Here is a 21,916-nt window from a genome sequence, read left to right as displayed (position 1 = left end):
TGCCTGCTTAGCGTTAAATTTTAAACGATATAAAATCTAACAGAAAATAAAAGTAAAAAATGAAAATTGGAATTTTAGGAGGAGGACAGCTCGGACGAATGCTGATTCAGGAAGCATTGAAATACGACGATGAATTTTATACGCTGGATCCTGCTTCAGACGCACCCTGTCATAATATTTCCTACTTTACACAGGGAAATTTCAACGATTATGAAACCGTTCTGAATTTCGGTAAGGATAAAGATGTGGTAACCATCGAAATTGAGCACGTAAACGCGGATGCTCTTGCCGAACTTGAAAATCAGGGGATAAAAGTCGTTCCGAATTCTAAAATCATTAAAACGATTCAACAAAAGATTCTTCAGAAACAATTTTACGCGGAGCACGATATTCCAAGTCCTGAATTTGAAGTAATGGACGGAAGTTCCGACGAAATCAAAATGCCTCTGCCGTTTGTACAGAAAATGAACACAGGAGGTTACGACGGAAAAGGCGTTCAGGTAATCCGTACCAATGAAGACATGAAAAATCTCTGGATACAGGATTCTGTGATCGAAAAGTTAGTGGATATTGATAAAGAACTTTCCGTAATTGTTGCCAGAAATGAGAACGGAGAAACAAAAACTTTCCCTGTAACGGAAATGGTTGCCGATCCGAAACTTAATCTTCTGGATTTCAACATCTGTCCTGTTTTTTTAACCGAAGAAATTGAGGAGCAGATCAATTCGATAACAGAAAAATTCCTGAATGCAATTCATTCTCCGGGACTTTTCGCCATCGAACTGTTTTTAGATAAAGAAGGAAAAGTCTGGGTAAACGAAACGGCTCCGCGACTTCACAATTCAGGACATCAGAGTCAGGAAGGAAATGCGAATTCACAGTTTGAGCAGATGTACCGCGTAGTAAAAAATTTACCTCTGGCAGATACGGATGCCATTATCTACAGCGGAATGCTGAATCTGGTGGGCGCAGAAGGTTTTTCCGGAAAAGTAGTTTATGAAGGAATGGAAGACGTTTTAAGACTTCCTGAAACCTACGTTCATCTTTATGGCAAAACAGAAACGAAACCGGGAAGAAAAATGGGGCACATCAATGTTCTGGCAGAATCAAGAGAAGAACTGATGGAAAAACTTGTAATGGTAAAAGAAATGGTAAGAGTTATTTCCGAATAATTTCACGATTAACATCATTGAAAAAGACTGCTTGAGAAGGCAGTCTTTTTTAGTTTTTAATTACATTTATATTCGGCAAATTTAGGATATCCGTGTTCATTATATTCATATCCGCTAATTTCATAGGTTTCATACGGAGGTGTCGGATAACCATTCATATAAGTTATTTTACTGTATTTTCTGTGATTGTTTTTGGAAAGTCTTAAAAAGAAAATATCTTCAAAAGGAACATTTACGTTGGTATACGGATTCTTATAGGTATCATAATTATCGTATTTTGTAACCACTTTAAGTGCTGAGTTCCCCGCATTTATCTGTTCTATTTCTTTGAGGTTTCCATTTGTATCATAAGATAGTGTTTTAGTATTTTCACCATATACATCTCCCCAACTGTTGGTTATTTTTTCAGCAATAAGAACTATTTTATTGGTCGAACTATAAGTATATTTAAAATTTTTAGTTGAAGAGGTATTGTCCGTTAAATAAGTGGATACCCTATTCTTTTCAGATAGTCTGCCTTGATTATCATATTGTAAATAATCAATATTTTGCATATTATTATAATCTACGCCTTCAATTATTTTTACAGGTTGTTTCAAAGCATTATACTGAATTTCTGTTGTTGCTTTTAGCTGAAGAGTATAGGTTGGATAAGTCTGCCCGGAAGGAGTATTGTCTACTATATTATAGTCAAGCTTTTTGATAATTAAATTTCCATCATATACATATTCGGAGGTATAAAACTGTTGTCCGTTTATGATATTTGCTTTATTAAATTTTGTGATCAAGCATGTTTGTTCAGGCAAAGTATCATTGTCATCAGAACTACAAGAACTTAAAAGCAAAACAAAGGGTATTACAAAAATTTTTTTCATCTTATACATGGTTATTTTTTTTCAGGCGCAAATATAATATTTTGAAACAGTATTAATGGAATTTTATTTAAAGATCTTCGGATAATCAATCGTCCATTTTCCTTCTTGAGAATTCCATAAAAGATAAGGTCCGTCAAAACCTTCAAGATAAGTAAGTTCAAAATTACTTTTTTTATCTGTTTTATAATCAAGATAAATCCGTGTATCTTTATGTGGTAAACCCAAATTTTCTAAGGCTTTGTAATCGCTATTTTCGGGAAGCCTGCCGAACTTTTTTTCATAGCTTTTAATATTCTGAATGATTTTATTCCCTTTTTCAATATTCGATTTTCTAGTGATTTCAATCGGAAGATTCCAGTATATCGTAACTGAAATCATCATTAAAGCAACAAGTGAAACGAACAGGATAACTATTTTTTTCATAAATTAATTTCTGTATTGTATAAAATACCTGCAAGCTTTGAGTAATCATCATTGGAACCGAAATTTTCTATTTGGGCTTCTGTTCCTGTAAGTTGATATTTATGGCAACTGAAACATATTTTGGCGATCCCGGTAACCAATTTATTCTTCTTAAAAATCAGAATATCTCTGAAAACAGCAATGCAACCAGCAGCCATCATTTCTCCGGCTGGCTTTTCTACAAATATTTTATCTATACTGCTAAAATCGGAAGTATTTATAATCTGTTTTCTACAACCAATTTCATTCATAAAATTGAGAAAATCAAGATCATTAATGTTTTCAGGGGTGTTATTACAGATTACTTGATATTTTAGGTTATCAATATTTGACCTTTTTTTAAACTTATATAAGTTAGCAGCATCTTCCATCTCAATTTCAATTTGAAAATAATCTATTTCATCATAATCAAAAAACTTTCTACCATATTTAATTTCTGACATTTTTAGCGTTTTTTATACCTGATTTGAAAAATACACTTTTTTATTTAGAAATTAAATATATAATTGTCCGCTTCTACTTAAAAATCTTCTTAATCACATTCCCGATTTCCATAAAATCATCATGATTTCCTACGGAACGTTTTTCCACATCATTTTCATCAAATTCGGAGAACGGGAAAACCAACAAATAATTATTGTCGCGAAGGTTTCTGTTTAAAAGTTCCGGAATCAGTCTCATCTGCGGAATGTAGGACTTCATGCCTCTTTTAGCCATAAAAACAATTAAAGCTTCATCTTCTTTAAGTTCCGCAGCGGTTTTTTCGCCGTCTTTCCAAGAATTCATAATAATAAATTCCGCTTCAATATTGGCTTTTTTAATAATTTTCTGAAGAATGTCCAGAATAGTTTCCGAAGCATAAAAAACAATCGTTGCCCCGGAGTTTCTGGCAATATTCCAAACCCTTAAAAGCGCATGAAAGAAACCTGCTTCTTTGTGGGCGTTTTCGGGAATCATCACCGCATATTTTTTGATGGTCGACAAAGGCTGTGCAGCGTGATACACCAAAACATTCACATGGTCGTTCTGAAGATAGCCGTTGTAAAGATTGTACACAAAAGAAGGAGAAAAACCTTTTTCATCTTCCAGTCCGATGATGATATCGGTAATATTCTGCTCTTTAATAACGTTATTCACTCCGTTGATGACATCATTATCGTATCTTTTCAGTGGCTGAATTTTCACATCTGCGGCAGCAGCCGTATCTGTAGCGCTGTGCAGAAGTTTTTCGGCATTTTTTACGGAAGATTCGTTTTTATCTTCATTAATCACGTTCAGCGCGAATATATTTTCTGTATTGGAATGGGCTTTAATTAAAATTCCCAGATTCACCATTCTTTCAACGGTGGCTTCATAATTTAAAGCCAGAAGAATGTTTTCCTCTTCATGCGTATTTCCGGAAACCGTATCTTCATTGTCCTGTTCTGCAATTTTCTGTGCGCTGGACATGGAAATGAATGAAGAAATGGTACATGAAATCAAAATTAGCAGAATACTTCCGTTCAGAACATGCTCATTTAATAATCTGATGGGTTCTCCAGTTTCAGTTTCAGAAAGAATGATATTGTAACCCACCATTACCGAAGCCAATGTTGCAGCCGCCGAAGCAGAACTCAGTCCGAAAATCAGTTTTCCTTCTTCTTTGCTTAGCCTGAATGTTTTCTGTGTAGCAACAGCCGAAAGATATTTTCCGACAATTGAAGCAACAAGCATTATTGCGGCTACTTCCAAAGTTTCCCAGCTTTTAAAAAAGACTTTGAAATCAATAAGCATTCCTACACTGATCAGGAAAAAAGGGATGAAGATCGCATTTCCTACAAATTCTACACGGTTCATCAGCGATGAGGTGTGAGGAATCAGTCTGTTTAAAGCCAATCCTGCGAAGAACGCTCCGATAATCGCTTCAACGCCTGCCAATTCTGCCAGTAAAGCCGCGAGATAGATCATCACCAGAACAAAAATATACTGTGAAATTTTGTCATCAACTTTTTTAAAGAACCAACGTCCGATCATTGGGAAAATAAGCAGAACAATCAGTCCGAAAACCACAAATGAGACAGAAAGTTTTACCCAGAATTCTGTTCCGACATCGCCTTGTGCCATTCCTACAATCACGGCAAGAACCAAAAGCGCAAGAATATCCGTAATCATCGTTCCACCGACAGTAATGTTCACTGCTGAATTTTTTGCTATGCCCAATTTACTGACTAAAGGATATGCAATTAAGGTGTGAGACGAAAATAAACTGGCAAAAAGTACCGAAGTCAGAACCGAAAAATGCAGAATATAATAGGCTCCGAAATACCCCAAAACAAAGGGAACCGTAAAGGTATAAATTCCGAAGGTGAGACTTTTCCATTTATTTTTTTTGAAATCGCCCATGTCTATTTCCAGCCCTGCAAGAAACATGATGTAAAGCAGTCCGGTAGTTCCCGTCACCACAATACTGCTGTCTCTCGCCAGAACATTAAAACCGTTCGGACCGATGACAGCCCCTGCAATAATCAATCCCAGCAGATGCGGGACTTTTATCTTATTCAAAAGCAATGGCGCTGCAAGAATAATAATTAAAACCAGAAGAAATTTAAGTACCGGGTCTTCGATAGGAAGACTCAGATTATGGATGCTCAGTAAAGTCATTTTGTGTTTATTTGGTGGAACGTACTAATTCTACAGAGAATTTCGCCATACAGTTATTATCAGCTGAAATGGTTCTTGTCCCTCTTATTTTATTGGCTGAAAAATCATTGAGAAGCACATTCATTTCGACCTGTTTTCTCGAAGTAGAATCTGTTTTAAAATTTAGTTTTGCCTCGTTATTTTCAAATTTTCCGGAGTAGAGCCTTACCAGATTATTATTGTTAATGATTTTGGTTACAAGCTGGATAGAATCACTGTCGAATTCCCATGTATCGGTACGCTGATCACCGACTACATAATCGCTGCAGTTGGATTCTGTACAGATCACTTTTCCTGTCCACGATCCGGCGATTTCAGCAGGCCAGACTACAATTCTCACCGAATCTTTTTTAGCAAAAATACTGTCTCTCATTTTTAAAAGAGACTGATATTCAGATTCCTTCTGTGCAAATGATTTTTCTTTTTCCAGTAATTGCTGCTCTCTTAAAGTAAGGTCATTTTCCTTTTTTCTATTGTCGCAGCTTGTTAAAAGCAGAAGAATAGCAGAAACTGCAAATAAGGCGTTTTTTATCATATTGAATAACTTGGTGAGAACAATATAAGAAAAAAAACGGAAAGTTTAGAGCCTCTATTTTTGTGTGAATGGTAATAATTCAGATTAATTTTTAAGCAATTCGTTGCTTTTTAAACATTTCTCTATTGTAATTAATAACAAAAACACCCAAAATAATCAATATCGCTGCAATGATAAATTTAGCTGAAATTTCTTCATTAAGAATCAGCCAGCTTAAGAAAATTGAAATAATGGTATTAATATAAGCCAGTATGGAAACCTGCACCGGAGAAACCTTTGTTAAAGCATAATGATAGGCAAAAAAAGCAGCTACAGAGCCGAAAACGGAAAGATACAGCATTGCCGAAATACTTTTTACAGACCAGTTTTCGAAGTTATAATTATCCGTGAAAAGGAAAGCAAAAATAATCTGAATAATTCCGGCAAACGCGAACTGATAGAATAAGTTCAGTGAAATATTTTTACTCTGGATATTCATTTTCTTCGTAAAAATCGTTCCTGAAGCCCATCCTGCAATGGCAATAAATAAAAGGAAAATCCCAAATCTGTAATCCGGATTCGCAAGATCATTAATGCCGTCCCAAAAGATAAATAAAATTCCTCCGAAACACATTAAAAGACCGATCATTGCACGAATGGTGAATTTCTGCAATCCGATGGCAACACTTCCCAAAAAAACAACAATAGGTGAAGTTGCGCTCATTAATGAAGTTAAACTGCTCGTCAGCGTTTCTTCTGCAACGGTTGTCAGTCCGTTAGCCATAATCAGCATTAAAAAAGAAAAAATAAGCTGATATCCCAGATTTTTCCAGCCGATCCACTGGAACTGTTTTCTGTACAGTAAAATGAAAAGCATGATAACTGCTGCCAGAAACTGGCGGATTCCCGCAACAAACCAAGCCGGAATGGTTTCAACAGCAACGCGGATTGATAAAAATGTAGTTCCCCAGACAACAGCAACAGTGAGAATGGCAAGAGTAAGCTTAAAATCTTTCAAAATGGTGGTCTTAGCGGCAAATATATTCAATTAAAAGTTCATTCAAAAGCTTTCCTGAGCTTCATCAATATTATCCAACAACTTTTAAGCCTTTTTGCGTGAGGTTTTTTAATTTTTTATCTTTGAACATCTAATAAATTGAAAAATGGTAGGAATAATAATGGGAAGTCATAGCGACTTGCCAATCATGGAACAGGCAGCGAATTTTTTAAAATCCCTGAACATTCCTTATGAACTGACGGTAGTTTCTGCACACAGAACACCGGAAAGAATGTTCGATTATGCGAAAACCGCTAAAGAAAGGGGATTGAAAGTAATTGTTGCCGGAGCGGGAGGAGCAGCCCATCTTCCGGGAATGGTAGCGAGCTGTACAACTTTACCTGTGATCGGAGTTCCTATTTTGTCGAGCAACTCTATTGATGGCTGGGATTCTGTATTATCCATCCTGCAGATGCCGGGTGGAATTCCTGTAGCTACAGTGGCTTTGAACGGTGCTTTGAATGCGGGAATTTTAGCTGCAAAAATTATCGGAAGCTCCGATGAAACCGTTGCTGAAAACCTTCAGCAATATCAGGATTCTTTAAAGGATAAAGTTCTGGGAACCGTGGACGATATTAAAGAGAAACATCCGAATCATTTTGATAAATAATTTAATACATTATAAAACTCAGGCTCACGAAATTCGTGAGCCTGAGTCTTTATCACTACTCCTGAAATTTAGTTAGTTATTCCGCTACAGCTTGTTTCATCAGGAATTTTTTCGAGTTCCATTAAAATAAAAACTCTCCGAATTTGGAGAGTCTAATCATTTTTTATTCCTGAAGCATATTGTCCCGTGTATTTTTCTGAACGGCAATGGCTCCGAAAAGCGCCAGTAAAAAGGCAAATCCGTAAAACCCTTTTTCACTTGGAAGAATTGTCGCATTCCATAATCCGATTGCCAGTAATACGATGGAGGAAAGGGTAGCAAACCAACAGATTCCATAGTAGATATCAGTCACTTTGATATTTTCCAGTCTGTCGCGTACTGCTTTCTGCAAAGAAACTACTGCAAATAATCCATACAGAAGAATGGTAAAATAATATCCTTTCTCATTAAGCTGCATTTCCGCTCTTGCAAGACCTACAATAAAACCAATCATTCCGGCTCCTAAAGCAACCCAGGATGCTGCGACAAATGCAGTTGATACATTTTGCTTTTTCATGTTTAATGTTTTTGTTAAAGGTTTCAAAGATATTAATTTAAATTAAATGTGAACTATTCTTTAAAGGTTCCTTAATTAAATTAACTAATAACATATATTTTTCCATTAACACTCCGGAACATTCACCGCAATTGCCAAACCGCCTTCGGAAGTTTCCTTAAAACGGTCATTCATCGATAAAGCGGTTTCCCACATCGTCTGGATTACTTCATCTAACGTTACTTTTGCTTTCGCTGGATCACTTTCAAGTGCAATATTTGCTGCCGTGATGGCTTTTATAGCTCCCATTGTATTTCTTTCGATACAAGGAATCTGTACCAGACCTTTTATCGGGTCACAGGTTAAGCCTAAATGATGCTCCATGGCAATTTCGGCTGCCATTAAAACCTGACCGACACTTCCGCCCAAAATTTCGGTAAGACCAGCCGCCGCCATTGCGGAAGAAACGCCTACTTCTGCCTGACAACCGCCCATTGCCGCAGAAATGGTTGCATTTTTTTTGAATAATGTACCGATTTCTCCTGCTACTAAAAGAAATCTTACAATGTCATCTTCGCTGGTGAATTCCGTAAAAGCCTGTGCATACATCAGAACCGCCGGAATTACGCCACTTGCACCGTTGGTAGGAGCGGTAATAATTCTTCCGAAACTTGCATTTTCTTCATTCACCGCCAATGCAAAACAGGAAATCCATTTATTGATATTGGTAAAATTTTCTTCGGCTTCTACAACCTGCTGAAACCATTCATCTTTATTTTTGTAAATTTTATCGCCCAGTAATTTTCTGTTGATTCCGGCTGCACGACGCGTAACATTCAATCCGCCCGGAAGAGTTCCTTCTTTATTGACGCCTTTGTAAATGCATTCTTTAATCTGCTGCCAGATGTAAAGTGCTTCTGCTCTTGTCTCGTCCGGTGTTCTCCAGCTTTCTTCATTGATTAAAATTAAATCTGAAATACGTTTTAATCCAAGTTTTTCACAATATTTTACAATGTCGGAAGATTTATGACAAGGATATAGAGTACGGACACAATGTTTCTGAATTGATTTTTTTTCCTGACTCATGATAAAACCGCCGCCTACAGAATAAAAATCCTGCACAAGCTCGGTTCCGTCTTCAAAAACAGCCTTGAAAATCATTCCGTTGGGATGATACTCAAGAGATTTTTTCATATTAAGCACCAAATGATGCCCGTAAATGAAAGGAATTTCTTTTTCGCCACCCAGATTAAGAATTTGGGTAGATTTTATTTTTTCTATTTTTTCATCAATTTTTGTGGTATCGATTGTTTTAAAATCTTCTCCATTCAGACCGAGCATTCCGGCAATATCGGTTCCGTGACCGATCCCCGTTTTTGCCAGTGAACCGAAAAATTCAAGGAAAACTTCTTTTACCTCTTCAATTGCTCTTTCTCTTTTAATAATCCTGATGAATGCAGATGCCGCATTCCAAGGTCCCATCGTATGCGAACTGGACGGACCTATTCCTACTTTTATAATCTCAAAAACCGATATTGATTCCATATAGAAATTTGCTCATTTTTCCCAAACACAAAGATACACGATAAATCGAGATGCAAAAGCCGGAGCTGAAAATTCAGCTCCGGCTCAAATTAAAACTATATGAACACTTGTAGATAATCTTTTTTGTATGAATGACGAATGGTGAATTTGCTTCGCATTCAATTGTAAATTGTTAATTTTTTAATTTAAGTAAATTCACGATTGACAATTGACCATTTACTATTCAACATTTTCTTTCTCAGCAAAGGCTTTCTTCATGCTGCGAAATATCCAGTCCCATATCTTCGGATTCTTCAGAAACTCTTAAAGTAATTATGCTATTGGTTATTTTATACAAAAGCAATGACCCGAAAAAAGTAAAAACAGAGACTAAAAATAAGGCTGCCATATGATGGGCAAAAACTTCAAACCCACCATGAAGAAGACTCGCATTTTCACCGTGTGCAAAAATTGCCGTTAAGATCATCCCCATAATTCCTCCTACTCCATGACAGGCAAAAACATCCAGTGTATCGTCAATTTTCTTTAACGCTTTCCAATTCACCATTACATTAGAAACTATGGCGGAAATAAATCCGATGAACAGACTTTCTGAAACGGAAACAAAACCACAGGCGGGAGTAATTGCGACTAAACCAACAACGGCTCCGATACACGCTCCTAAAGCTGAAACTTTTCTTTTATTAATCCTGTCGAAAAAGATCCACGTCATCATCGCAGAAGCTGAAGCAATTGTAGTGGTTCCGAAAGCCGTTGCTGCTGTTGCATTGGCTGCCAAAGCCGAACCTGCATTAAAACCAAACCACCCGAACCAAAGCATTCCTGTTCCCAGCATCACATACGAAATATTGGAAGGATCGTGATGAGGTTTTTTCCTGTTTCCTACAACCATTGCGCCTGCTAAAGCTGCAAAACCAGCACTCATGTGTACAACAGTACCTCCCGCAAAATCTTTTACACCAAAATATTTATTCAGCAATCCGTCCGGATGCCAAACCATATGACAAAGCGGAGTATAAATAAACAGGCTGAAAAGCACCATGAATAGAAGATAGGAGATGAAGCGTACACGTTCTGCAAAAGAACCCGTAATTAACGCAGGGGTAATGACTGCGAATTTCATCTGAAATAAGGCAAAAAGAATAAAAGGAATTGTTGAAGCCATTGCTTTATGCGGCAACACTCCTACCCTGCTGAAAAAAGGATAGCTCATAGGATTGCCGATGATTCCGTAATGTTCTCCATTGATGGTAAAACCAATAGAATCTCCGAAAGAGAGGGAAAAACCAACCACTACCCACAAAATAGAAATCACTCCCAAAGCAATAAAACTTTGAAGCATCGTAGAAATTACGTTTTTCTTCCCTACCATTCCTCCGTAAAAGAAAGATAAACCGGGAGTCATTAATAAAACAAGACCTGCCGCAGCAAGAATCCATGCAACATCCGCACCTACAATTTTATCTTCGCTTAAAAACTCTCCTGTGTTGGGAAAATCTGTAATGGGACTCCAGAATAATCCGCCTACAGCAACCAGAGCGATGATAGCGAAAGAAACAATCCATTTTAAACCTACTGTCATAAAAAATTTGTGTTTACCCTTCAAATGTAAGGATAAATTTTTCAAAAACAATAAAATTCAAAACAAACCCCTTAAAAATTAATACAATTTTAATTTTAAATACAAGTTCAATCCAAAACCCCCTTTAAAATAGAAGCCACTTCTTTAAATTTAGTAATTGGAAATAAATGAGTCCCTCCTTTGATTACATAATCGGGTTTGGAATTTTTTATCGGGAAAACAATATCGCGGTCTGCCAAAATCTGTATAACATCGGGGTTTTCTTCAAACTTCCAGTCTGATATTTTTTCAATCGACCATTTTAAATAATACGGATCTCTTACTCTGAAGTATTGTAAAACCTTAGGATTTCGGGGATCAAAGAATTTTCTGACTACAGAATACATATTGGTTGTTCTTTCGTTGAAGAAAGTAACGGGAAGAACTTTTGGAATTTTTGTGATCTGTCCGGCTTTAATAAGACGGGATTTTTCTTTATGGGATTTAATGCTTCCGAGAATAACAACTTTTCTGGCAGGTTTCAGCCTGTTGATTTCCTGAACCATAATTCCGCCGAAAGAGTAACCTACCAGATAAAACGGCTCAGAATCATCAACTTTTTCTGCCATTCTTTTTACGTAATCTGAGAATTCTTCATTTTGGTGAGGAATCAGCCAATCGATAAAAACCACTTCGTGATGCTTTGGAAATTCAATTTTCTCCAAAACCTTAAAATCTGCACCAAGTCCGCTTACTACATAAATTTTCATACCACTAAAATAAAAAAATCGTTAAAAAAAATGAGCGATTCCCAAAGAAATCGCTCATTTTCATTTATTAAAGGAAATTATACCTTATTTCTTTTTAACAGGCGTTCTGTTTTCGTTATCCAAAACTGCTGTCGAAATTTTGAACTGAATATCCATTTCGTTTTTAATGAAATAATCCTTCAGAGAAGACTGGTAGAACACTTTGAAATCTCTTCTGTTCAATGAGAATTTAGCCGATTCGATAACCACTGTAAACTGAGTGATATAGACATTTGCAGGGAAAGTGATCGTTTTTCTCACCCCTTTAATCGTTACATCTCCGTAAACTGTAGAATTATACTCGCTGTTTGCCAAAGGAATTATTTTCGTTAAATGGAATTTCGCCAGCGGGAATTTTTTAACATCGAAGAAATTTGAACTTTTAAGATCGTTCGTTAATTTTACCATATCTTCATCCTGACTGGAAACATCACCCGCCATCAATGACTTCATATCAATCACAAATTCTCCGTCCACCAAAACTGTTTTGTCAAAAGTGAATTTTCCACTTTTCAGTTTTATGGTTCCGGAATGTGTAGTAGGAACCGTTTTTACAACTTTATACCCCCACCATCTGATGTCCGACGATGTTACTTTTACCACTTTATCTCCTTTCTTCTGAGCGAAAACAAATGACATACTTACGCACATCATAGCAAACAATAGTAATCTTTTCATTCTTTTTTATTTACAATTCAACAAAAATAAAAAAAAGTGTAGAACTTCTACACTTTTAATAATCTTTTTTTGATTAAATTATTTAGCTGTTACTTTTACAAGCAAATCCATATCATCTTTCACAAGAACATCCTGCATTGTTGATTTGTAAGCAACATCAAATTTCTGTCTGTCGATAGAGAATTTATTTGACATCAGGCTAACTACTCCGTTTGCATACGTAATTTTTGCAGGGAAAGAAATCGCGTTGGTTTTTCCTTTTACCGTTAAGTTTCCTGTAACTAAAGAAGTGTACACTTTGTCATTGTTTTTCTTTACTCCGGTGATTTTGAAAGTAGCCGTTGGGAATTTTTCAACTTCAAAGAAATCTCCTGTTTTAAGGTGACCATTCAGTTTTTGCTGATATTCACCGGAAAGGTCTGTAGCATTAATAGAAGTCATGTCTAAAACGAAAGAACCTCCTACTAACTGGTTTCCTTTCAATACCATTTCTCCGGATTTTACTTTTACGGTACCGTTGTGAGAGCTTGCCTCAGATTTTGCGATTTTGTAACCCCACCACTGTACATCAGAGCTTACTACTTTTTTTACCTGTCCGAATGCAAGTCCGCTTGCTAAAACTGCTAATAAAAATATTTTTTTCATTTGAATAAAAGTTATTTTCTTGTTTGTTATTTACTGATGCAAATGTAATTAACTGCTTAGAGAGATTTCATTGATGTACATCAATAAATACATTTTTTTTCATGAGTAATATCATCCATAAAAAAACTCCGAATTTCTTCGGAGCTTTGTTTTATTCGTGATAGTAAGCGGTATAAAGCGCTGAACCAATGAGTGCCGTATTCGGATTTCTGTTCAGATAAATCGGAATGTTTCTCAGCATTTCTTCCATTTTATCGCTTATTTTAAACTTTTCATAGAATTTATCCTTGTTAATATAGTCTGTAATAATTTGCGGAATATCTCCGGAAATCAGCAAACCGCCGGTTGCTTTTAATTTCAGCGTTAAATTGTTTGCCTCTCTTGCTAAAAATTCAAGGAAAGTGTCTAGAGCAATCTTACAGATCAGAACATCTTCTTCAACCGCAGCTTTATATAGTTCTTCTACAAAATTGCCATTCGAGAAACGCTCTGCAAGCCATTCCGGTTCAGGATGTCTTTTTACATCTCTGAGGAATCTGTAAATATTAAACAGACCTCCTTTAGATAACACATTTTCCCAGCTTACAATTCCGTAAAGATTATTCAGAAACTGATAAAATTCTACCTCAACATTCGTTCTTGGAGAGAATTCCGAATGTCCTCCTTCTGTTGCGAAAGGTCTTAAATATTTTCCGTCGAAGAAATATCCGGCTTCACCCAAACCATTTCCCGGAGCAAGAATCGCTACGTTGCCGTTTTCAAGATGTCCGCTTGTGTAGATCGGGTCAAGATCAGAATCTTCCAAAAGCCCCATTCCGTAAGCGGAAGACTCCTGGTCATTCAGCATATTTACTTTTTCGAATCCCAGATCTCTTTTGTATTCTTCTACATCAAGATTCCAGCCTAATCTTGCTGGGCTGCTTTTTCCGTTTAAAACCGGTCCCGGAACAGCCATTCCAAGCCTTTTCACGTTCTCCAGCTGATTGTCCTGAATAAACTTCTTCAGGATTTCTGAAAAAGAAGCATACTCTTTCGTTGGGTAATTATTCTGGATTTTAATCTCAAGACCTCCGTTACCGGAGACGAAATATCCTAAAGTTGTAATATCTTCACGTAGGTTTGCGCCAATGATAGAAACGTTATCATTGCTACCGTTTTTTACTCCTGGTAAATAAAGTGGAAATTTTGGATTCAAAATCATAACCTCAAATTTTATCAAATATAATAATATCTTTTGTAAATTTTCGTTAGAAATAAAAAACCTTCTCAAAAAATCGAAAAGGTTTGGTTAATAATTGCTTATATTTAAATCTAACTACTTTCCTAAAGGAATATTGTAAGAAAATCCTACCCCAATGTTGCCCACATTGTAGTCCTGATTTGGCAGATCGCCGTTGTTTCCTACAAAAACTTTCTGGTACTGTACGAAGAAATTCCAGTCCTGATTGTGATATCCGATTTCAGGCTTTAAATAAAATCCGCCGTTTGGTCTGTCCAATGCAACGTTAGATGCTACTTTATTATCCCCTGTCAAAAATCCGTATCCTAAGTCTGTACCAAAGTAAAATCCTGTCTGTTTAGGATAAATTCTAATTAATGCTGCTACAGGAACTACTCCCACATCATTATTGGTATATCCGTTGTTATCTTTACCGAAATAGTGTGTATATCCTGTTGCGATACCCAATCCGAATCCCGGAGTAATAAGGTTCTGATACGCTACATCCACTCCTACTGCCATCGAAGTATTGTCAGAAGGAACTGCTAAACCAACATTTGCTCCTACCTTAATCATATTATTCATCTGTGCACTTTGTGCGCTCAATGCTCCTGCAGTCAAAATTCCGGCAAATAAAATTGCTTGTTTAAACATTTTCATAACTCTGATTTTTTAAATTTTACTAACCTGAAAAATGTAAAAATCGTGCCAAGCAAAGCCTTTCCTGCGACTTTAACAATGCTTAAAAATGTAAAAACATGAAATTCAATTCATTATTCTGACTAAAAAATTAAATAAACGTTTAAAAAATTCACTCATTTTAAATAAATGATTAAACATTTAAACTCAATTTATTCAAAATACCATTCAATATTAACAATTCTTAACCGTTATTAATTTTAACCTTACCTTATCACAGCCATCAAAAAGTAAATAATTGATATGATTTCTCCATCGTTACTCAACAATAAACACCTTCTCTGGCGGGCAGGATTCGGACCGGGAATCAATCAGCTGGAAGATCTTCATAAAAAAGACATTAAAAGCCTGATTAATGATCTGTTTAGAGAAGAAACGTTTCTTTATGTAAATTATAATACTCCCGATCTACCTGAAACCGGAGATTATATGATGAATGATCAGACTCCGGCAGAAAAGAAAAAGGAAATGCAGAGAATCAGCCGACTGCAGAACGAAGAGCTCAATCTGAATTTTCTTAATAAAATGGTGAACAGCAAAGAGCAGATGAGAGAAAAAATGTCTTTTTTCTGGCATGGACATTTTGCTTCCAGAGTGGTGAACCCGAAATTTAACCGACAGATTTTAAATGTCATCCGAAAAAATGCACTCGGAAACTTTAAAGATCTATTATTTGAAGTCAGTCAGGCTCCTGCAATGCTGAATTTCCTGAACAATCAGCAGAACAAAAAAGATCATCCCAACGAAAATTTTGCCCGTGAAGTAATGGAGCTTTTCACAATGGGACGAGGAAATTATACGGAGAAAGACATACGGGAAGGTGCGAGAGCTTTTACAGGATGGGGATCTGATAAAGAAGGAAATTTTAAAGAACGGAAAAATCTTCATGATGAAGGCGCAAAAACCTTTCTCGGAAAAACAGGCAATTTTACAGGTACAGATGTTTTAAATATCATTCTTGAACAAAAAGCGACCGCAAAATTCATCACCACAAAAATCTATAAATTCTTCGTGAATGAAAATGTTGATGAAAACGTTGTAAAATCCCTGAGCGAAAGTTTCTACCAGTCCGGTTACGACATTAAAAAACTCATGATGGATATTTTCTCGAGTTCGTGGTTTTATGATAAAAAAAACATCGGCAGCAGGATAAAATCTCCGATTGAACTCATGGCAGGAATGATGCGGTCACTTCCCATGACCATTCAGAATCCTGAAAACCTCATCGTTTATCAGAAATTACTGGGACAGATGCTTTTGTACCCACCCAATGTTTCAGGCTGGCCAAACGGAAAATCGTGGATCGACAGCTCGACTTTAATGTTAAGACTTCAGATTCCGCAGATCTGGTCTGGTTTGCGACCCTTAGATTACCGTCCGAAAGAAGATGATGATTTGGATATGGGTTTAAAAAACAACACGAATTCTTTAACGAAAAGTTTTAAAAACCCCAATATTACGATCGATTGGACTCGTGTAGAAAAGATTTTTAACGGAAAGAATGTGGAAGATTATTTAATTCAGAATTCCAAATCTCTGGATATGGGTTCGGTGAAAAATTTCTCCGACAACAGTGTGAAAATGAATGTCATTAATCTCATGTCGACACCGGAATATCAGTTAATGTAGTTTTCAGCAGCAGATTTTAGCTTCCCGCTAAAATACAGCTTTAAAGCCTGCAACCTATCATCTTTACCCTAAAACCTAAGCTTATGTTAATCAAAAGAAGAGAATTTCTAAAAATAAGTTCATTGGCAACCGCATCGTTTCTGATGCCGAATTTCCTGAAAGCCATGACATTCGATGACGCATTGGAACCCAATCAGAAAATATTGGTGGTACTGCAATTCACAGGAGGAAACGATGGTCTGAATACGATTATTCCTACAAAAAATGATATTTATTTCAGGGAAAGAAATAAAATTGCCATTCAGAATTCCATGCAGCTTACGGACGAAGCGGGGATTAATCCTGCCCTCTCCTATTTCAAAGAACTGTACGATCAGGGAGAACTTTCTGTAATGAACAATGTGGGTTATCCGAATCCCGATAAATCACACTTCCGAAGCATGGACATCTGGCATTCCGCAAGCAGAAGCGATGAATATCTTGACACAGGTTGGTTAGGAAGATTTCTGGATGAAGAATGTTATAAATGCGATCATCCCACACAAGCATTAGAAGTGGATGATATGCTGAGTTTAGCTTTAAAAGGTGAAAAAAATAAAGCATTTGCCTTTAAAGATCCGAAAAGATTATATCAGACCAGTCAGGAAAAATATTTCAAATCGCTGTATGATCATCATCATGACGATGAAACGGTTTCCTATCTTTATCAGACATTAGGTTCCACCATCAACAATGCTGGGTATATTTTCGAAAAAAGCAAGGCAAAAAACACAGCACAAGTCTACCCGAATTCTCAGCTTGGAAAAGACTTTAAAACCGTTTCTTCTTTAATTAAATCTGACATCAATACAAGAGTGTATTATCTTTCCATCGGAAGTTTCGATACACACGTCAACCAGAATGAAAGACAGCAAAAACTGTTTACAGATATTAATGATGCGGTAAAAGCGTTTGTGGCGGATATGAAAAGTAACGGACTTTTTAATGATATTTTACTAATGACTTTTTCAGAATTTGGTCGACGTGTTGCCCAGAATGCAAGTAACGGAACCGATCATGGAACGGCAAATCAGATGTTTTTCATCAGTGGAGGTTTAAAGAAAAAAGGAATTCTGAATGCACTTCCCGATTTACAGAATCTGAATGAAGGCGATTTAATCTACACCGAAGATTTCCGGAAAATTTATGCCACCATCCTAAAAAACTGGCTGAAAGCAGACTCTTCTAAAGTTCTGGGATGGAAAAACGGGGTTTATGATTTTGTATAAAAGCGTTTGATTATACATTATAAATTATACTGCTTTTAACGCTAAGATCACTAAGATTTTCTGATATACTAACTGCTTCTAAGTTCACAAAGGTGCTTCGACAAGCTCAGCATAAACTATTCACTCAGCAAAGAACTCAAAGGTTTAATGATGACAAATTACGGACAATCATAAAAATTTGTCTTAACAAATAAAAAGTTAACAATAAATTTAGTAATTATTACATTTTGATCATGTTTTGCAAATTTTTACTCTGTCGAACCTTCAGTTTGCGGCGAATTTTAAAATCAATTTAGAAAATTTTAAAAATAAAAAGAGGCTGTTGCAAAAATGAACAGCCTCTTTTCTATAATTTAAATCTAACTACTTGTCATGTTAATTCGTGGATGCAGGAAGTTGCTTAGGATCTTCTTTTTTCTGACTTTTCTGATCAATCTTCTCAGAAATTTTCTTCACGATAAATTCAATCACTAAAGGAGCTACCACAGCAACAACTGCTTTTAATATTCTTGATTTCATACTGTTTATTTTTTAATAATTGATGCAATACAATTTCTACGCCAAGATTTTTATCAGTCTTCATACGGAATCACAAGGTTTTCATAATTTTTAGCTGCCGCTTTGAATTTTTCTTCTAGCCGCAAGCGGAGTTTTCTCGGTTTATGCACAACCAGACATTCTCCGAACCCCAAAAGAAGTCTTTCCAGCTCAAAATTCAGCTGTACACAGATTTTAAAAATGGTTCCCTCATTACTTTCGCTTACAATTTCCTGACTGGCATGAAAAGGCTTGGTCTTTACATAAGGAGCGTTGGAAGAATCTACAAAGAAAACCACATTTCGCGGAGCCATCGTCGGAGAAACACTTACTCCCACAATATCTTTGAAATATTCGTCGCCGTCGAGATTCATGTCAATATACTCAATATTTTCATCGGTCTGAATATCTTCCATTCTGTCCAGAGCCAGATTGTAGACATATTGTTTATTGGAACAGATCAAAAACCAGCGGTTGTTAAATTCCTTCAGCAACTGCGGATGAACAATATAAGAGTCCGATTCTCTTGCCTTAAAACTTTTATACGTGATGTTCAGTACTTTCTTGTGCAAAATCGCATCATACAGAACATCAATATATTCCAATCCTTTCAATTGCTCATTTTTATCTAAATGAATAATTGATTTCTGGTTCGTGGAATGGATGGAATCTTCCAGTTTTTGGATCACCCCGTTCATTTCCTTAAACATCGAAAAATCTTTGAACTGCTTTAGAATCTGCACCGCATTATTCATAGCCTTCAGATCACTTTCATTGACCGAAATATTATGAATGCTGTAATCGGGATCGCTGTAGCGGTAATATTTTCTTTCGTATACCTCAATCGGTGCTTCATATCCGAATTTTTCACTCCGCATATTCTGCAGATCAAGCTGTACCGTTCTTTTGCTTACAAAAGATTCTTTTCCTTCAAATTCAAACAAAGCTTCCGAACATTCGTCAATAAGATCTTCGAGAGTATATTTCCGGTATTTATTTTTCAGACATTTATCCAGTGTTTTATACCGGATGAGCGCGTTTTTGTTGGATGACATTTTCTTTCTATTGGTAGTTTTTCTATGGACTTTCAGGTCAAAAAGATTCGTTTTTCAAGAGACAATTAAATTTATGGATTATCTTTCTATCTTAAATCTTCTCCTGTGATTACTTTACAAAAATGATCGGTGGAGTACATTTTGTCTTCATATTCAAACTGCTTTGAAAAAGGATGTACTTTAACCGTGTAATTTTTTTTACCGGAAGGATAGATTCTAAACTTTATTTCTAAAATTTCTTCACTCAGTTCTTCGACATGATCCAGATTAAAATAGGAAGATAAAGGAAGAACCTCTTCACCCGTCACTGCGTTTTCCAGACCGAAACCGGTAATCCATACAGACATTCTGAATTCCGTGAGTTCCGTAACCAGTTTAAAGTTCTCTTTACAAAATAGTTTTTCTTTTCTGTATTCCATGGTATTAATCGAACTTTATCTAACTTCAACTGTTTAATTTCTATTTCCTTAGCAAAGCTTTTCCTTCAAAAGAAATTCCTTCCCAGCCGGATTCCATAAAGTTTCTGATATTCTGATGATCTGTTCCTTCAGGATTTTTAAGAACATCTTCCCTGTAAAATTCTCCGAAAAGATTCAGCGTTTCTTCTTTCGACAGATCATTTAATTTCGCAAAACTAAAAATCTTACACGACCCATTATTCTGATTGGCTTCATTTACCGTATTTCCGTTCATAAATTTTGTTGGAGTGAAATCGTAATGTTCATCAATAAAAGCAATTACATCCTTAAACTGGATTTCCTCTGCCGATTTTTCTAATTGTTCAAATAACATATCTTAATTTTTTATTTATAAATAACAGAAATCCGCCCGATCGGAGCAATATCTGTGTAGAAAGGTTTTAAAAAACCATTTCACGTTCACGAAGGACACTATTTTTTTATTTGAAATGATTCAATATCCACTTTAGAGCTTTATTTGTTCCTCACAAAAATCTTTGATTTTTAAATCTGATGTGCTCTAAAATATTCTCAATCATTTAACTTAAAACTAATGTGACTCGTGTGTCAACTAACTTTTGTGCCTTTTGTGGTTAATTCCTCAAAAATAATTAAAATAATTTTATCTGCGCAAAAAGATTGCACACTTTAGTTCTTACTTTGCATCATCAAAATGAGAGAACACATGGAATTTAACGGAAATCATTTAATCGAATTAGGATACAGACCAGCGAAATGGTTTAAAGAAGCGATTGAATTCATCAACGAAAATAATTTAGACGAAACTCAGATAAAAGAATATCTGGAACAGTTTAAACAGCCCGAACTGATTCCGCTTTATGAAACGGCAAAAGATTTTGTGATCAACATCAGAGCAGAACACGAAAGTGAAAATGATAACGTGGAAAAAGTAATCAACACGATGAAAGTCCTGATGAAAACGCCGACTCTGGAAAACGGAGCCATTATGCCGGATGCTTGTCCTACAGGTCCTGCAGGTCATATTCCTGTTGGCGGTGTGGTTGTGGCAAAAAATGCGATTCATCCGGGATTCCATAGCGCAGATATCTGCTGTTCTGTGATGTTGACGGATTTTGGGAAAGCAGATCCTAAAGAAGTGTTGGATGCAGCTCATTCTATCACGCATTTCGGATACGGTGGAAGACCGAGAGGAGAACAGATGCCGATGTCTCAGGAATTAATGAATGCTTTCAGAGAAAACGATTTCCTGAATGATGAAAAATTAATCAGCATTGCGCGTTCGCATATGGGAACGCAGGGCGACGGAAACCATTTCCTGTTTGTCGGAATTTCCAAAAATACAGGAAACACGATGCTCGTAACACACCACGGTTCAAGAGCTCCGGGAGCAGCTTTATATGATAAAGGAATGAAGGTTGCGAACCAGTTCAGAATGGAAATCTCTCCTGAAACCTTAAGAGAAAACGCATGGATCCCTTATGAAACGGAAGAAGGAAAACAATATTGGGAAGCTTTGCAGTTAATCAGAAAATGGACGAAAGAAAACCATATTTCCATTCATGATGCCGCTTTGAATAAATTGGGAATCGAGAAAGAAGACCGATACTGGAATGAGCATAATTTTGTTTTCAGAGATGGAGATTTATTCTACCACGCAAAAGGTGCAACGCCTTTGGATGATAAATTTATGCCGGATATTACAGGTCCGAGATTGATTCCTTTGAATATGGCAGAACCTGTTTTAATAGTAAAAGGAACAACCAACGAAAGAAATCTGGGTTTTGCACCTCACGGAGCAGGAAGAAATTTCAGCAGAAGTCAGCATAAAAAATCTTTGGCGCATAAGACCATTGAAGAAGTTTTTGAAGAAGAAACCAAAGGATTAGATATCCGTTTCTTCACCAACGAAATTGATATTTCTGAGCTT

Annotated in this window: 23 protein-coding genes; 5 read left to right on the top strand and 18 right to left on the bottom strand. The window is 36.3% G+C overall.

The window, feature by feature from the left end; all coding sequences use genetic code 11:
• The first annotated feature begins 59 nt into the window (after nt 1–59).
• Nucleotides 60–1,172, top strand: a complete 1,113-nt coding sequence (locus tag WFK35_RS02275; RefSeq protein WP_336731159.1) for a 5-(carboxyamino)imidazole ribonucleotide synthase — start codon at nt 60–62, stop codon at nt 1,170–1,172.
• Nucleotides 1,173–1,228: 56 nt separating this feature from the next.
• Here the strand turns inward: WFK35_RS02275 and WFK35_RS02270 are convergent, their stop codons facing one another.
• The 6 genes from WFK35_RS02270 to WFK35_RS02245 all read right to left on the bottom strand — a co-directional run bounded on the left by WFK35_RS02270 (nt 1,229) and on the right by WFK35_RS02245 (nt 6,720).
• Entirely contained in the window at nt 1,229–1,960 is a 732-nt protein-coding gene (locus WFK35_RS02270) for a hypothetical protein (RefSeq protein WP_336731158.1), read from the bottom strand.
• 150 nt (nt 1,961–2,110) lie between these two features.
• Nucleotides 2,111–2,470 carry a hypothetical protein gene (locus WFK35_RS02265; protein WP_336731157.1) on the bottom strand — a complete coding sequence of 120 codons (360 nt, stop codon included), beginning with the start codon at nt 2,468–2,470 and terminating at the stop codon, nt 2,111–2,113.
• Nucleotides 2,467–2,952: a hypothetical protein gene (locus WFK35_RS02260; RefSeq protein WP_336731155.1), complete on the bottom strand. Its 486-nt coding sequence runs from the start codon at nt 2,950–2,952 to the stop codon at nt 2,467–2,469. Before WFK35_RS02260 ends, WFK35_RS02265 begins: the two co-directional genes overlap by 4 nt.
• 73 nt (nt 2,953–3,025) lie before the next feature.
• Nucleotides 3,026–5,149 carry a cation:proton antiporter gene (locus WFK35_RS02255; protein WP_336731154.1) on the bottom strand — a complete coding sequence of 708 codons (2,124 nt, stop codon included), beginning with the start codon at nt 5,147–5,149 and terminating at the stop codon, nt 3,026–3,028.
• Nucleotides 5,150–5,156: 7 nt separating this feature from the next.
• Nucleotides 5,157–5,723: a hypothetical protein gene (locus WFK35_RS02250; protein ID WP_336731153.1), complete on the bottom strand. Its 567-nt coding sequence runs from the start codon at nt 5,721–5,723 to the stop codon at nt 5,157–5,159.
• Nucleotides 5,724–5,814: 91 nt separating this feature from the next.
• Entirely contained in the window at nt 5,815–6,720 is a 906-nt protein-coding gene (locus tag WFK35_RS02245) for a DMT family transporter (RefSeq protein WP_336731176.1), read from the bottom strand.
• A 145-nt stretch (nt 6,721–6,865) separates the two neighbouring features.
• On the opposite strand from WFK35_RS02245, the gene purE reads away from it, so the two are divergent.
• Complete coding sequence (gene purE / locus WFK35_RS02240; protein WP_336731151.1) at nt 6,866–7,369, top strand: 5-(carboxyamino)imidazole ribonucleotide mutase; 504 nt, start codon at nt 6,866–6,868, stop codon at nt 7,367–7,369.
• A gap of 163 nt (nt 7,370–7,532) precedes the next feature.
• Here the strand turns inward: purE and yiaA are convergent, their stop codons facing one another.
• The 8 genes from yiaA to WFK35_RS02200 form a co-directional block, all read right to left on the bottom strand.
• The gene (gene yiaA, locus WFK35_RS02235) at nt 7,533–7,925 is read right to left on the bottom strand and encodes an inner membrane protein YiaA (RefSeq protein WP_076396732.1); all 393 of its coding nucleotides are present in this window, start codon (nt 7,923–7,925) and stop codon (nt 7,533–7,535) included.
• Nucleotides 7,926–8,030: 105 nt separating this feature from the next.
• Nucleotides 8,031–9,449, bottom strand: coding sequence for an L-serine ammonia-lyase (locus tag WFK35_RS02230; protein ID WP_336731149.1), 1,419 nt, complete (start codon nt 9,447–9,449; stop codon nt 8,031–8,033).
• Between the two features lie 238 nt (nt 9,450–9,687).
• Nucleotides 9,688–11,031, bottom strand: a complete 1,344-nt coding sequence (locus WFK35_RS02225) for an ammonium transporter (protein WP_336731148.1) — start codon at nt 11,029–11,031, stop codon at nt 9,688–9,690.
• A 107-nt stretch (nt 11,032–11,138) separates the two neighbouring features.
• On the bottom strand, nt 11,139–11,780 hold the full coding sequence (locus WFK35_RS02220) for an alpha/beta hydrolase (RefSeq protein ID WP_214590418.1): 642 nt from the start codon (nt 11,778–11,780) through the stop codon (nt 11,139–11,141).
• 84 nt (nt 11,781–11,864) lie between these two features.
• On the bottom strand, nt 11,865–12,497 hold the full coding sequence (locus WFK35_RS02215) for a YceI family protein (RefSeq protein WP_214590419.1): 633 nt from the start codon (nt 12,495–12,497) through the stop codon (nt 11,865–11,867).
• 78 nt (nt 12,498–12,575) lie between these two features.
• Complete coding sequence (locus tag WFK35_RS02210; protein WP_336731146.1) at nt 12,576–13,142, bottom strand: YceI family protein; 567 nt, start codon at nt 13,140–13,142, stop codon at nt 12,576–12,578.
• A 151-nt stretch (nt 13,143–13,293) separates the two neighbouring features.
• Nucleotides 13,294–14,343, bottom strand: a complete 1,050-nt coding sequence (locus WFK35_RS02205) for a glucokinase (RefSeq protein WP_235130023.1) — start codon at nt 14,341–14,343, stop codon at nt 13,294–13,296.
• Nucleotides 14,344–14,457: 114 nt separating this feature from the next.
• A complete protein-coding gene (locus WFK35_RS02200) occupies nt 14,458–15,021 on the bottom strand; it encodes a hypothetical protein (protein ID WP_336731144.1) in 564 nt (187 codons plus the stop codon).
• A gap of 282 nt (nt 15,022–15,303) precedes the next feature.
• On the opposite strand from WFK35_RS02200, the gene WFK35_RS02195 reads away from it, so the two are divergent.
• Nucleotides 15,304–16,689, top strand: a complete 1,386-nt coding sequence (locus WFK35_RS02195; RefSeq protein ID WP_336731142.1) for a DUF1800 domain-containing protein — start codon at nt 15,304–15,306, stop codon at nt 16,687–16,689.
• 83 nt (nt 16,690–16,772) lie between these two features.
• On the top strand, nt 16,773–17,957 hold the full coding sequence (locus WFK35_RS02190; protein WP_336731141.1) for a DUF1501 domain-containing protein: 1,185 nt from the start codon (nt 16,773–16,775) through the stop codon (nt 17,955–17,957).
• 375 nt (nt 17,958–18,332) lie between these two features.
• Here WFK35_RS02190 and WFK35_RS02185 read toward each other — a convergent pair whose 3' ends face one another.
• The 4 genes from WFK35_RS02185 to WFK35_RS02170 form a co-directional block, all read right to left on the bottom strand.
• Nucleotides 18,333–18,476: a hypothetical protein gene (locus WFK35_RS02185; RefSeq protein ID WP_165763009.1), complete on the bottom strand. Its 144-nt coding sequence runs from the start codon at nt 18,474–18,476 to the stop codon at nt 18,333–18,335.
• 53 nt (nt 18,477–18,529) lie between these two features.
• Nucleotides 18,530–19,549 carry a helix-turn-helix transcriptional regulator gene (locus tag WFK35_RS02180; protein WP_336731140.1) on the bottom strand — a complete coding sequence of 340 codons (1,020 nt, stop codon included), beginning with the start codon at nt 19,547–19,549 and terminating at the stop codon, nt 18,530–18,532.
• A gap of 86 nt (nt 19,550–19,635) precedes the next feature.
• On the bottom strand, nt 19,636–19,968 hold the full coding sequence (locus WFK35_RS02175) for a hypothetical protein (RefSeq protein WP_336731138.1): 333 nt from the start codon (nt 19,966–19,968) through the stop codon (nt 19,636–19,638).
• Between the two features lie 40 nt (nt 19,969–20,008).
• On the bottom strand, nt 20,009–20,341 hold the full coding sequence (locus WFK35_RS02170; protein WP_336731137.1) for a HopJ type III effector protein: 333 nt from the start codon (nt 20,339–20,341) through the stop codon (nt 20,009–20,011).
• A 351-nt stretch (nt 20,342–20,692) separates the two neighbouring features.
• Between WFK35_RS02170 and WFK35_RS02165 the strand changes: the two genes are divergently transcribed.
• Nucleotides 20,693–21,916 (top strand): RtcB family protein (locus tag WFK35_RS02165; RefSeq protein ID WP_336731136.1); only part of this gene is annotated, 1,224 nt, incomplete at its 3' end.

It is taken from the genome of Chryseobacterium sp. VD8 (assembly GCF_037149975.1).
Taxonomy (GTDB): Bacteria; Bacteroidota; Bacteroidia; order Flavobacteriales; family Weeksellaceae; genus Chryseobacterium; species Chryseobacterium indicum.
Note: the sequence above shows the minus strand (reverse complement) of the source record. Positions and strands in the feature narration are given on the sequence as shown.

Coding starts and splice junctions, on each gene's coding strand:
- yiaA (WP_076396732.1), bottom strand. CDS start 7,925: ATGAAAAAGCAAAATGTATCAACTGCATTTGTCGCAGCATCCTGGGTT.
- WFK35_RS02230 (WP_336731149.1), bottom strand. CDS start 9,449: ATGGAATCAATATCGGTTTTTGAGATTATAAAAGTAGGAATAGGTCCG.
- WFK35_RS02170 (WP_336731137.1), bottom strand. CDS start 20,341: ATGTTATTTGAACAATTAGAAAAATCGGCAGAGGAAATCCAGTTTAAG.
- WFK35_RS02250 (WP_336731153.1), bottom strand. CDS start 5,723: ATGATAAAAAACGCCTTATTTGCAGTTTCTGCTATTCTTCTGCTTTTA.
- WFK35_RS02180 (WP_336731140.1), bottom strand. CDS start 19,549: ATGTCATCCAACAAAAACGCGCTCATCCGGTATAAAACACTGGATAAA.
- WFK35_RS02215 (WP_214590419.1), bottom strand. CDS start 12,497: ATGAAAAGATTACTATTGTTTGCTATGATGTGCGTAAGTATGTCATTT.
- WFK35_RS02190 (WP_336731141.1), top strand. CDS start 16,773: ATGTTAATCAAAAGAAGAGAATTTCTAAAAATAAGTTCATTGGCAACC.
- WFK35_RS02260 (WP_336731155.1), bottom strand. CDS start 2,952: ATGTCAGAAATTAAATATGGTAGAAAGTTTTTTGATTATGATGAAATA.
- WFK35_RS02200 (WP_336731144.1), bottom strand. CDS start 15,021: ATGAAAATGTTTAAACAAGCAATTTTATTTGCCGGAATTTTGACTGCA.
- WFK35_RS02185 (WP_165763009.1), bottom strand. CDS start 18,476: ATGAAATCAAGAATATTAAAAGCAGTTGTTGCTGTGGTAGCTCCTTTA.
- WFK35_RS02210 (WP_336731146.1), bottom strand. CDS start 13,142: ATGAAAAAAATATTTTTATTAGCAGTTTTAGCAAGCGGACTTGCATTC.
- WFK35_RS02195 (WP_336731142.1), top strand. CDS start 15,304: ATGATTTCTCCATCGTTACTCAACAATAAACACCTTCTCTGGCGGGCA.
- WFK35_RS02175 (WP_336731138.1), bottom strand. CDS start 19,968: ATGGAATACAGAAAAGAAAAACTATTTTGTAAAGAGAACTTTAAACTG.
- WFK35_RS02275 (WP_336731159.1), top strand. CDS start 60: ATGAAAATTGGAATTTTAGGAGGAGGACAGCTCGGACGAATGCTGATT.
- WFK35_RS02205 (WP_235130023.1), bottom strand. CDS start 14,343: ATGATTTTGAATCCAAAATTTCCACTTTATTTACCAGGAGTAAAAAAC.
- WFK35_RS02220 (WP_214590418.1), bottom strand. CDS start 11,780: ATGAAAATTTATGTAGTAAGCGGACTTGGTGCAGATTTTAAGGTTTTG.
- WFK35_RS02225 (WP_336731148.1), bottom strand. CDS start 11,031: ATGACAGTAGGTTTAAAATGGATTGTTTCTTTCGCTATCATCGCTCTG.
- WFK35_RS02265 (WP_336731157.1), bottom strand. CDS start 2,470: ATGAAAAAAATAGTTATCCTGTTCGTTTCACTTGTTGCTTTAATGATG.
- purE (WP_336731151.1), top strand. CDS start 6,866: ATGGTAGGAATAATAATGGGAAGTCATAGCGACTTGCCAATCATGGAA.
- WFK35_RS02255 (WP_336731154.1), bottom strand. CDS start 5,149: ATGACTTTACTGAGCATCCATAATCTGAGTCTTCCTATCGAAGACCCG.